The 12293-nt window shown below is 54.7% G+C and carries 7 protein-coding genes; 1 reads left to right on the forward strand and 6 read right to left on the reverse strand.

What is annotated here, in order from left to right; translation table 11 throughout:
- Positions 1–15: 15 nt before the first annotated feature.
- From Poly59_RS24495 to Poly59_RS24515, 5 genes are all read right to left on the reverse strand, one after another.
- Positions 16–3369, reverse strand: a complete 3354-nt coding sequence (locus Poly59_RS24495) for an AsmA family protein (protein ID WP_146536703.1) — start codon at positions 3367–3369, stop codon at positions 16–18.
- 43 nt (positions 3370–3412) lie between these two features.
- A complete protein-coding gene (locus tag Poly59_RS24500; RefSeq protein ID WP_246151907.1) occupies positions 3413–5038 on the reverse strand; it encodes a hypothetical protein in 1626 nt (541 codons plus the stop codon).
- Entirely contained in the window at positions 5035–6030 is a 996-nt protein-coding gene (locus Poly59_RS24505) for a glycosyltransferase family 2 protein (protein ID WP_261343554.1), read from the reverse strand. Before Poly59_RS24505 ends, Poly59_RS24500 begins: the two co-directional genes overlap by 4 nt.
- A 143-nt stretch (positions 6031–6173) precedes the next feature.
- Entirely contained in the window at positions 6174–6359 is a 186-nt protein-coding gene (locus Poly59_RS24510) for a hypothetical protein (RefSeq protein WP_146536704.1), read from the reverse strand.
- A gap of 115 nt (positions 6360–6474) precedes the next feature.
- Positions 6475–7728, reverse strand: coding sequence for a DUF1559 domain-containing protein (locus tag Poly59_RS24515; protein ID WP_146536705.1), 1254 nt, complete (start codon positions 7726–7728; stop codon positions 6475–6477).
- A gap of 458 nt (positions 7729–8186) precedes the next feature.
- Between Poly59_RS24515 and Poly59_RS24520 the strand changes: the two genes are divergently transcribed.
- Positions 8187–11267 (forward strand): FG-GAP-like repeat-containing protein, encoded by a 3081-nt coding sequence (locus tag Poly59_RS24520; protein ID WP_186776488.1) that lies wholly within the window; start codon positions 8187–8189, stop codon positions 11265–11267.
- Positions 11268–11343: 76 nt separating this feature from the next.
- Here Poly59_RS24520 and Poly59_RS24525 read toward each other — a convergent pair whose 3' ends face one another.
- Complete coding sequence (locus tag Poly59_RS24525) at positions 11344–12198, reverse strand: cell division protein FtsQ/DivIB (RefSeq protein ID WP_246151908.1); 855 nt, start codon at positions 12196–12198, stop codon at positions 11344–11346.
- Between the last annotated feature and the right edge of the window lie 95 nt (positions 12199–12293).

Consider the following 12293-nt stretch of genomic DNA (forward strand, 5'->3'; position numbering starts at 1 on the left):
GTCATCAGTCGAGCATCATTGGAACCATCGGCCACCCGAACGTGCCGAAGCTGAACTCGAATCATCCTCGTCTTCACTTTTACCCATCCCCGGGAACAATCGCCCCAAAGTCTGTCCAACGCCGTCAAGCGTCCGACGTTCAATTTGAACATCACTTACAGGCCCGGTCACGTCGATCGTCATCAATGTATACCGCTGACTGCGTAGAGGACGAACAATTTTGGTGAACGTATTTTGTGGACTGACGCGAGTATTGAAAGTCAAATCCAATTCTTGCCGCCGATTCATCGTTCCGCCACCTTCCAGAGAGACCAACGCGCCCCAAAGATGCATTTGGTTGAAGGTGAGGGAATCACCAAAAACAGTAAATTCAACCTCGCCATCAGTGAACGCAACATCCTCGGTTGGGGTGACACTGATCAAATTCATGACCTTTACAATAAACGGCAGCTGGTACAGATTCGCGCCCGTCACTCGAGCCGCTCCGTTGCCCTTGAGCAGGTCGCTGGTGCCAAGATTCCCTTGAAGTTTTGTTTGACCGCTAAGCGTGCCAGTCCACCCGTCATCGATGTGGCCAAAATCGGCAAGTACCGTTGGAAGTTTTGCATCCTTGATCGCGACACCAACATCAAAATCGCCCGTCGACAACACAACCTGTCCGTCCAAGTCGATCGTTCCGTCGAATAGCTTGCCGCGAATTGATGGGGTACCGTTCGGTGTAGTTCCGGCCGCGCGTCCGCCCAAATCCATGCGGTCATCGTCGATCGAGAACGGGCCGCGGATGCCTGTGATCTGCAAATCGTCAACGTGCATCGAATCGATTCGAACCTCACCTTCGGCTCGCAAAATCGATTCGTTCCGGACGCCCTTGACCGAAATTTCACCACGCAACGAATGCACGGGACCGACGTCTGCGATCCGATTGCCTTCCAATTGCAAGTCCAAGTCCCAGTTGATTGTCGGCTCGGGACGGCTCTCGTCCGGGATCGTCAATTCAGTTGTTCCGCGAACACTGACGGGACCTCGCAACTGCAAACGTCGCATTGCTTCACGCATCTGCTCAGGCAGCGCCGCAATCAATTCGGCATCCGGTCGCAATCGGCTGCCGCTATGCAGGTTGGTTGCCAAAACCCATCGCCCATCCGCCCCCTGAACGCAGCGACCATTCAGCGACACCTTGGATGCATCATGGCTGGCCTGCAACGATTCAATAGTCACTTCCGAACCGTCAAACTGAACGACGCCACCGGTGACGTCCAAGCGATACGGCAGCGACGGTGGCCGGATGCTGAGAATACGATTGGTGACTTGACCGTGTTCCCACTGACTCGCCTTCATGTTTAACGTGACCGGAGCGCTGCCGAACTTGCCAAGGGTCAGCTTGACTTCGTCCAAAACTCCGCTTGGCGAAATGGCATCCCAGACCTGCTGAGTGGAATATGGCAACGATGAACGAAGCGATTCGTCCATGGGGACGTTCTGAGCAGTAAAGTTAAGCTGCAACTGCGAATCTTCCTTATAGCTCAACGCGGTGTCAGAGATTCGGTATTGAGCCACAAGCGGTTTTGGCGACGGCATCTGATACGCGCCGTCGCACAAAATCACTCCGGCGTTTGCATTGGTAGCCCGAAAGCCAATCAGTTTGACCAGCTGGTCTTGAACGTGAATCTTTCCCGCAACGTTGTAGAGCGGGTAGGCAAAGTTGTCGTACCGCATGTGACCATCAATCACATCAAGTTCGATCGACCGTGACTGATGTCCGTTGGCATCCGTTGCGAAGACGCCCATCGTTAACTTCATCGATCCACGCGGATGCAGAGACCGAACGAATGATTCCAGCCCCGATGTTTCGCTAGCTCGCGGTGACAACGACTCCAACAGAGTCTTGTCGATCGGAATTGGCCCGTCGGTTTGAACGATGAACGATTTTTCTTGCGTGATGGACGGATCGATAGGCAAACGAAACGCACACAACATGCGATTGCTTGAAACACGACCACTCAGCCCCGGTGTTTCGACGATTCCGTTTCGAAGCCGAAGTTTTCCGACCACCTGCTCGATCGGATAGGGAAACTTCTCGTATCGAACATCGACACCATGGCACGTCAAGTCGGCGGCGGTTTGCCACTTTCCGTTACGAAATTCCAGAGTCGCGTCCGCATCAACTCGACCGACCGGTTGCAGTTTATGCCACTTTTGCTGCAAGTCGACGGGTAGCGTTGAGGCGAACCGATCGTCCAGCAACAACCCGCGCGTCTTCAATTCAATGTCAACGGCACCAGGCCAGCGGTGTCCGTCAAGCCGCGCCTTGGGGATCTGCAACAGAGCATCACCCAGATACGCTTGAGCGTTGCTGACCGAAATGCCCTGAGGATCACAAACGATGGCGCCGCGCAACTGAGATATCGGCTGAGGTAGAACATTGTGTTCAATTCGCCCGTCTAGAACCTTTGCTTCGACGCGGTAGTTGATTTGCCCGGACGCGGTTTGGTGATACGACAGCGAAGCGTTGCTCGTACAAGTCAAGTCCTTGGAATGCTGCAGCACGTTACACCAAGCAAGCGGTAACGCGTCGTAGAGCCGACGGTTGAAGTGCAAATTGTTTGCGGAACAGCGTACGTCCAGCGAACCTTCTTTCTTAACGACTTTCGCATGAATGCTGCCTGCGAAATCGGCTGTACCAATGATCTCGACATCCATGTTGATGGTGCCGTCCAGCTTTTCGTCATTTAAAATCGTTATGCTGGTGAACTCGGCATCGACGGAACGGTCGACCAGTGCGTCGCCGAACATGCGGACATGAACCTGCCTCAGATCGATGCGAGGCGCTGCCGGTCCAAGCTTTGGCAGCGGCAGCAGCGATGCAAGCGAAGGTTTCCCGTCGTCCTGCATCCAAACGTTGGCGGTGACGCCTTCGACAATGACGCGGCGAGTCACCAACGGGCTCTGTTGATCAAGCAGCTTTTCGGCGTGCAGGTCACCCACCACTGTCAGGCGTTCGACACGAACCAAATCGCGGCCGCCGATTCCCAACATCGACGTTGGTTCGCTGATCCGAAGGTCTTCGACAACCAGACCAACTTTGGGATCAAAGTGGCCGCGACGAATGGCGACGTGATGATTGGGGTAGTGAGCTTGAAGCTGGCACAGAAGTTGTCGTCGCGCCGTTTCACCGATCGTCTGTGGTGCCAGCGACCAGATCGCAAAACCGGCGGCAGCAAAGATCAGCGCAGCAAGCAACCACCGCGACAGTCGTCCCGATGAATGAGGCTTCGCAGCGTCCTTGTTGCCGGCCAAATCTTCCTTGCCTTCCGGTGGCGATGCTCGAACCCACGACAACATCCAGTCGCCAAGATCACGAGAATCCACGCGAAATGATCGCGTTATCCGAAAGCCGATAGTACGCCCGGCGTCAGGCGTCAATCCAGCCCAAAAACTGCCAAAACCGATACAACCACGGTGATTGCCAAGGTGACGACAGAGCCGTCGACATGGAAATGGCACTTAAAGCTAGCAATCCAATGGCAACTCGTCGCAACCACGGCGACTCACTCCAATCATCCAGCACCGGCGCGATCATCATCAACCACAGCGGTGAAAACCACAGCATCCAACGGAAGCACGTGCTGACGCCCCCGTAATTGCGGTCAATCATTGGCCGGCTGATGTAGAAGGCCGCACACACCAATGTTGCTAGCAATATCGCAGCCGACATGCGGCGATAGTCATCCGGACCCATCCGCAGCGAAATGAAGAACCCGATCGGCAGCAGCAGCCAGATCGGCGTCAGCGAAAACAGACCGTAGTGCCCAACGGTCATGTTCAAAAAATATTTCACCCGCGAAGGCTCTCCAAGATCGACACCGCGGCGGTTTCCGTCCTGCCAATAGCTTCCTGGATACTCGTACCAGTCATCCCATTTTGCCAACCGCCAGCCTTCGCCGGTTGGAATCAAAGCAAACAAGTCGTCGTTGGCACGAACAACATACCGTTTTGCTTCGTCCGACGGATAAATGGTAAAAACAGCATCGTCCTCGATTAACCTGTTTGCTAGCAGCGCCGATTTCACCTGTCCCGCCAATGCAGAATTTGCTTGAGGAAGGTCAGCTTGCTTGGCCGTCGGATCCAAAACCGCGATCGTTTCGCCGACACCACGGTGGGCATACGGCGGTCGAAAGCTTTGATGGGCAATCCAGTTGGTTCCGAAAAATGCGATCGCGACTAGAGTTAGGCCGCCGACAAACGGAACAATCGAACGGCGATCCAGCCACGCACACAACACAAACCAAAACGCGGTCATCGACAAAGCTGGCAACTCGTTTGCGGCGGCGAATCCGGCAGCCAATCCAATCACTAGCCAAGCCCCTGGATTCACCGTCAATGAATCGCCTCGTTCGATCCCGGCGATACGATCGGCCACATAAACATAGAATGCTGCTGCGACCGCCATCGCTGCCGCCGCTGGCAAGTGGTTATTCAGCGACACCGTGAACGGTAACATCATGGTGCCAAAACAAGTGAATGCGACTGCGAGTGCCTTTCCTTCCGTCGTCTGACAGACGCGGCCGATGACAAATGTAGTGCACACTAAAAACAAAGCTAAGATCGGCAGATTGACAATCGCCAAAATCATTCGCGGCACATAAATCGGCTGTGCCGTCATCGTCATGCCGGTGCTCAGGTGCATGACCTTGTAAACACCTGCGATCATGGTCGGAAACAACGGAGGCTTGCTGCTATAGTAGTGCAGTTTTCCATCGGCGCCGGTGTGACGAACCTTGTCAATCGTTCCCCAGGGCCGTCGATTTCGGTGAATCGGATTGGCGATCGCAACTTGGCGATCGATCGCATAGGTGCCGTCTTCGACCAGACTTGCGATCGTGCACCATCGACTGCGATCATTTGCTGAAAGGAACGCCGTGTCACCTTCGGGGCTTGTCACGCAGGCGATCCGTCCCGCAGCAATTGCGATCGCAATCACGATCATGACTTGCAAAGAAACAGGTGCTAACGTTTTGCGTTGGTTCGACAAGATCATGGCAATCGTTCGGCAATGCTGTAGACGCTGTTGCGGTCGTCGGAACGCGAGACAATCAGTTCAGCCAGCAAACCGGCCAGCAGAAACTGTGCCCCCAGCAGCACCGAGAGGATGCAGTAATAGAAAATCGCCGTCTCGTGCAGGTGCAAATCCATCATTGAATCCGACAACCGCGAGACACACCAACGGACCGTCAAATAACAGATCCCAACTCCACCGGCCCCAAAAAAGAACATACCGATGCCGCCGATCAAGTGCAGCGGCCGCCCTGAAAATCCCGTTAGCAAATAAATTGTGATCAAGTCGAGAAAGCCCTTCAACAAACGCGACACACCGTATTTGGATTGACCAAATTCACGAGCGTGGTGCAAGACTTCGATCTCAGTGACCTTCCATCCTCGCGCCGCCGCCAACACGGGCACGAATCGATGGCGTTCGCCATACAAACGAACTTCATCAAAGATTTCGCGCCGATACGATTTGTAACCACAATTGTGGTCATGCAACTTCACACCCGTCATGCCGCTAACCAAACCGTTGAACACGCGGCTCGGCAGCACCTTGTGCCAGGGATCGTGCCGAACCCGTTTCCAACCGCTGACGACGTCAAATCCGTCGTCCATCTTGTTTAAGAAACGCGGAATCTCATCAGGATCATCCTGCAGGTCGGCGTCCATCGTGATCGCGATCTCGCCCTTGCACTGGGCGAAACCAGCTTCGAGTGCGGCGGCCTTGCCGAAGTTACGTCGAAACCGAATCGCGGCGGTATCGGTGTCTCGCTGCGCGAGCGACTGCATCACTTGCCACGTCCGATCGGTCGATCCATCATCGATAAAAACGATCTCACGGCGAACACCGTGTTCATTGCAGACCCTGCAAATCTCAGCATGCAGTTTTTCCAAAGAACCTTGTTCGTTCATCGCTGGGATGACAAACGACACCAACTGTTCTGCATGCTTGGTTGCCGTGGGAAGATTGCTCGAATCACTCAAAACAGTGCCCAGTAGGTTGGGTATTATTTAACCGGCTATGCCGGGGGGATGACATATTAACAAAACGCACCGCCGAAGTTGTCTTCGGCGGTGCATCGTTGTTTTGAGTTTGGAACGGTTTCCAAGGCAATGGATAGCCGAGATTATTTCGACTTTGCTTTTGCAGCAGCACCGCTTGCTGCTTCTTTCATCGCTTTTTCCAGCTCGCCAGGCGGAATTCGGTATTGGTCAATTTCGCTCTTATCAACCACGACGCTTGCCTTCTTTTCCTCGCAGCCGACAAAGCTAAACGTAGAAATCGCGACCAACACTAATAGGGCTCGAGTCATTTATCATTCCAAAAATTAAGGTGTAAAAAAAGAGGCTCACCAGGTTCTGTGACGATCCTAGCGAGCCCTCTCGAAGTGAAACGTGAACTTACACGCGACCAGACACGAGTTCCAATTAGAACTCTTCGCTGATCGTTTCCTTGCTTGCACGGGTACCAAGAGCACCCCACAGACCGAACGGGCTAGCCGAACCGACTTGCGACTTGGCGGCCGTTGCGTGACGGTTGACTTGTTCGGCGCTTGAATCGCCAGCTTCGATCGAGTCAGTGATAAACTTCACCGCTCCGTCGGCCATCAAAACGTGAGCACCACCTTGGTGACGGCTGCTGGCAGTGTAGTTACCACCGTGAACATCCGGGAACCAGTCGCCTTCGTTGAAACCGCAAGAAGGGCTGTTAGGAGGCAGAACAGTGCTGAATCCGGTGCACGCTTGGAAGCCGTTGTACCAACGGTATCCACGACCGTAACGCGAGGTCCAACCAACGCTCGAGTTGACTGAAAGATCGGGGGCCGAGACGTCCCAGAACAATGGACGAAGTGGATCACCGTAATTGGTCTTGGCGAAATCGACATCCGTGCGGCATTGGACTGAATTCAATGCATTGGTGCGACGATCGCTGTCGCCCAAGTCCGTCGCGATTTCGCCGCAGGCGATCGTGTTGGACAGGCCGTCAAGAATGTCGCGGAACTTGCTTGAATCGCGAGGCATGAAACAACCACGGTTCGATTCTCGGGCGGTCGTTGACGTCCAGCTGCTCTTCTTGTAACCGACAAAGTTCCATTCCCATGGACCATAGTCAAACGAAGTGTCAGTGTTGTAACTCGCTGGCCACCACGAATCGCCATGGCTAGCGGCGTAGTTGGTACGACCACTAGCAGGAAGTCCGACACCTGGATCGCTTGGACAACGGAGAGTTGGCAATTCGGTCAACCATGGATCGTAGTTGTAACCTTGGTCCGAGTCTGCGGCGGGACCGAACGGAAGCCACGTGAAACCGTTTCCGTCGTTGTAGGGATTCGAGATCTGTTCCCAAATTGCCTGCTGTTCCATGAACGGAGTCAGACCAACAAGAAAGCTGTTTTGCATCATGCAAGTATTCTTGCCTTGGTCATTTCCCCAGAATCCGCCAGCCCCTTCGTACGTCGCAGGGCCCGACATCTGTTGGGGCAATTGCTTGAACGCAGAGTGGTAATTGTGCAAACTCAAGCCAATTTGCTTGAAGTTATTGCTGCAGCTCATTCGCCGAGCCGCTTCGCGGGCCGCTTGGACGGCTGGCAAAAGCAGCCCCACCAAGACGCCAATGATGGCGATCACAACTAGTAATTCTACTAGCGTGAAACCACCAGAAACTTTTGAACGTAACTTCATAATTCCCTCGCAAGACAGTGAAAAAATCTGAGACACAAAAAGTGCTCACAGGTACATTGTGATACACATAAAGCCAATTGAACACATGTTAAGTGCTAAATTGCCGACATTCAACCGCTTTTAAGAGAATCCAACCGCCACTATCCCGCCGAAAGAGCCAGCATAACACCCCGCCAACAGGAGGGTTTTCAGATCCCAGTCCGCAAAATCGGATTAACAAGCGATTCATCGGTTCGCCAGGCACGGCTTGCATAGGACGCCGTCGAAGGGACTTATCAATGCCCAAATTCAGCAACCCGACAATTCCATTTCGCTAATCAGGCTCAACAAAGTGAGAGTTTGGCCACCCTGTTTTCCATCAATTTACCTTCGCAAATACTCGAATCCAGATTCGCACGATGCTGAAATCGAGACCTGATAGCAGCTGGCTGAACACCCGATCCGCACGCGGAGCGATCATGACATGCCTTTGGGTGCCGATATTGGCCGGATGCCAAACGGAATCCAAGCCGGTCACCAAGACGGCGTCAGCGAAAATCAGTCGCCCCGGTGGCGTTGAGCGCCAAGAGAAAACCACCGCCACCGACGGCGCGGACATGGCGTCGCTTGATGTCTTGATCAGCAAGGGCGAGGCGTCCTTTTTGAAAGGAGACTTTCAAGCAGCCGAACAGCACTACCGCACCGCGGCGTTGATGGACGCTTCCCGCGCCGACGTCCTCTTTGCTCTGGCGCAAACAAAGTGGCAACTCGGTGATACGGATCACGCGATCAAATTGATTGCAGACATTCCTGCCGATGACGCGCACTGGGGCTTCGCCGCACGCGGCCAAATGGCAGATTGGCTGATGCAGACCAGCCAGACCCAAAAAGCGGTCGTCGTCTACCGAGAACTAATCGAAGCACGTCCTGATTTCACTCCCCTTCGTCATCGATTGGTCAGCGCGCTCAACTCGATCGGCTTTCGCGCAGCCGCGGCAAAAGTTCTGATGCCTTTGGTCAAGGAAAAGCAAGCCAGCGAAGACGAGTTGCGAACGTTGCTAAACCTTTCCCGTCCGGCCGATTTTGCACAACGTCAGCCTGAACCATTCGATGAAACGTCGGCAACCGTGGACTCGATGCGATTAACACTGACTCGTTTTGATCGAAGCGAACTGCGTGACGCCGCCGACTGGCAACAGCAAGTCATCGATGCCGCCCCCGACAACCCCGAAGCCGCTGCTTGGATGTTGTGGCTGAGGGCTCAGTTGATGCAGTGGGATCAGTGGACTTTGGCGATGCAGACCTTGCCGTCGGGGACACAAGATTACGCCATGTTTTGGTTAGCGGCTGGCGACTATGAAATCAGTAAAGATCGTCACGAAAGCGCCGTGCGATGTTACTTGGAATCGATGCGGCGTGACGACACGGTCGTCGAAACTCATCAACGTCTAACCGCCGCACTGCTGGTGCTGGGCCAACCTGACGTTGCGCAAGCTTTTGACGAGCGGCGTTTTGCACAGACGGATACGATCGAGGCTGGCAAAGCCATTGGGAAACAACAACCCGACGATCGCGTTGCTGGCGAAGCGATCGTTAGGGATATGATCCGGTTTGGGCGGATGGACCAGGCCGCCGCTTGGTACCGAGTTTTAGCCAGTCGCCATCCAGAGTCCAGGAACGAGGTGATCGAATCGCGACTGCGGGTGCCACTTGATGAACCGGAGTACGAGCAGGCAAAGTTCTGTGGACTTTCCGCCGAGAATTTCGCTCTGCCCGAATGGATTGACGAGGACCGAAAAATCGCGGTCGACTCTTTCGGGCCGCCCACGCTCCTGGGCCCGAAAACCAGCGATGAAAACGCGTCGCCACGAATCTCGCGACCGATTGCAGCGACCATGGTCGAGGTCGCTGCAGAACGAGGAATCCATTTCCAATATCGAAACCACTCGACTCATCGCACCAAGTTCATGCGAATCCATGAATCGCTGGTAGGCGGCGTGGCGGCATTTGATTTCGACCGCGACGGCCGCATTGATTTGTACTTCAACCAGGGCGCCGGAATCCCACCCAGCAAACCCGGCATTTTGCCGAATCAACTCTATCGCAATCTAGGGTCGGTTTTTGAACTGGTGACGGACCTGGCCGCGACGGACGATCGTGGATACTCATTAGGCGTGACCGCAGGCGATTTGAATCAGGACGGATGGCCCGACTTAGTCGTTGCCAACCTTGGAACCAATCGAGTGTTCATCAACCAAGGCGACGGAACATTTCGCGACGAAGCCAGCCACAACCAAAATCGACAAATCACCGAAACGTTCACGACATCGATTGGTATCGCAGATGTAACGGGCGATTCGTTACCGGATCTGGTTTCGGTGCGTTATGTGACCGATCCAAAGATTTTTCAAGAAGTCGAAGTGGGACCCGATGGTGTTGCCTTGCGTTTTCCGGGACCGTTGCAATTCACACCTGCGGTTGATTCAGTGGCAGTTTGCAAGCCGACCGGCGAACGAACGATCGTTGATCTGGGGCAGACGAAGAGCAATGGGATCGCGATGGTTGGCGAGGCTGCCCAACCGGGACTCGGCCTGATGATCAGCGACTTTGATGGTAAACCGGGCGCAGAGTTCTTTGTCGCCAACGACCAGCGTCCGAACCAACTGTGGAAGTTCGTATCACCAGAAAATGACGGCATACCCGTAAGCGGCGAGTCACCGTTTACCGACATCGCAGTCGCGATGGGCACGGCGTTGAACCTGCATGGTCGTGCGACTGCCTGCATGGGCATCGCCTGGGCGGACTTTGACAACGTCAATGGCGACGATTTGATGGTCACCAATTGGTACAACGAATGGATCAATGCGTATCGGTCGGGACCGGTCGCAGGATTCCGTGACGACCCGATCCGGTTTGGCCTCGATGTGCTGAGCGAAAAAAGAGTTGGATTTGGGATCCAGCCGATCGATTTTGACAACGACGGCTGGAACGATTTGATTATCGGCAACGGCCATATCGAAGACCTCAGCCACACCGGCACTGCGTTCGCGATGCCGACTCAATTGTTGGCTAATCAAAACGGACATTTCGTGGATGCCCACCCCACAGAATCGGCGACGGTTGATGCCACACACAATGACTATTGGTCGACTCTGCATCATGGCCGATGTGTGATCACGTGTGACTTTAACCAGGACGGTCGAATGGATGCCGTGATCAGCGACTTGAATGGACCAGCCGCGGTGATCGAGAACCAAACGGTGACGCCCAATCACTTTTTGCAAATCGAATTGGTGGGACGATCGGTCGAACGCGATGCGGTGGCAACGATCATCCAGGTCACTAGCGGGCCAACGAAACTGCGCCATGCCACGGCAACAGGTGATGGTTACGAAGGAAAAAACGAAACCGTGACTCATTTCGGATTGGGTTCCGCCAGCGATCGAGTCGATGTCACCGTGACCTGGCCCAACGGGCAAGCGGACGAGTACAAGCAACTGAGCGTCGACCACCGCTGGCTGATCACGGAAGGCGATCCCGAAGCGTGGCAACTGCGATAAAGAGAATCGCGGATCGGGGTGCAAAGCCGAACAAGCCTACCGAATCCAAGATCACCAGAAATCGCGACGTCGGTGTCTACCGTGCCGGTGCTCGCGCAACGGTCAAATCACTCGACTTGGTGCGATCGGTTGCCATCAGTGCTCGAAGCTTCATTTCCGCTGATGCTTCGCCAGGCAATTCCATTCCGGGCGGACTACCCCAATAATGACGTGCATTGTTTTGCATGGTCAATTCCAACTGAGGCACTTGGACGCGGCGAGGGTCACCGGTGACCGAGATGCCGACGACACCAGTTTGTTCGCGGATCGGCGCAAGCGCTTCGGCAAGGATCGCTGCCGCCGCGACTCGCGTATCCCCGAAAGGCATTCCTTCGGCGTTGGCCGAGTCGGCGCCGGGGACGTCGATGTGGATGAACTGGGCGGTTTCCGATCGAGTGAACTCGCTGGTCGGCAACAGCACGCTTTGACCATCGACGGGAAAGAAGAATCGATCGCGAACCCCATCGACGCTTCGGTAAACCTGGACCATGGCAACAGGACGGCGATAGTCCAAACGCACATCAACAATTCCGCCGGACAGTTTGCGTACACTGGTGACGCTGCGGACCCACGGATGCATCGAAAAGGCCGAGGCAATTTTTGCAGTCGCTTGCCGATCCATCAACGACAAGCCTTCCATCGCGGTATCGCGATAGACACTTTTGACGATGTCGCTGCGCACGAAAGGCGGCGGCGGGCTGATATGGATCTGTTCCACCGCAACGCCCTGGTAGGGTCCCACGACATGCTCGGCACCCCACTGGTGCCATGAAACGTACCCACCGACGATCATCAACGCCGGCCAAAGAACCGACAGCGCCGCAGGCGCCTTGATCAACCGACGCAGTGCATCATGCAGCGGTCGAGTCTGGTCAGGTTCGGACGATCGCATCGCCACAGGCACGTCCTCGGGCTGACAACCACAAATTCACGCGTTCGGTTCGTGAAACTGTAACGTCGGCAGTTAAATCGAAATCTGGTTTTACG

The sequence above is a fragment of the Rubripirellula reticaptiva genome, from assembly GCF_007860175.1.
Lineage (GTDB): Bacteria > Planctomycetota > Planctomycetia > Pirellulales > Pirellulaceae > Rubripirellula > Rubripirellula reticaptiva.

Excerpts from the sequence above, each read along its gene's own strand:
- Poly59_RS24525 (WP_246151908.1), bottom strand. The coding sequence starts at position 12,198 with ATGCGATCGTCCGAACCTGACCAGACTCGACCGCTGCATGATGCACTG.
- Poly59_RS24520 (WP_186776488.1), top strand. The coding sequence starts at position 8,187 with ATGACATGCCTTTGGGTGCCGATATTGGCCGGATGCCAAACGGAATCC.
- Poly59_RS24500 (WP_246151907.1), bottom strand. The coding sequence starts at position 5,038 with ATGATCTTGTCGAACCAACGCAAAACGTTAGCACCTGTTTCTTTGCAA.
- Poly59_RS24510 (WP_146536704.1), bottom strand. The coding sequence starts at position 6,359 with ATGACTCGAGCCCTATTAGTGTTGGTCGCGATTTCTACGTTTAGCTTT.
- Poly59_RS24515 (WP_146536705.1), bottom strand. The coding sequence starts at position 7,728 with ATGAAGTTACGTTCAAAAGTTTCTGGTGGTTTCACGCTAGTAGAATTA.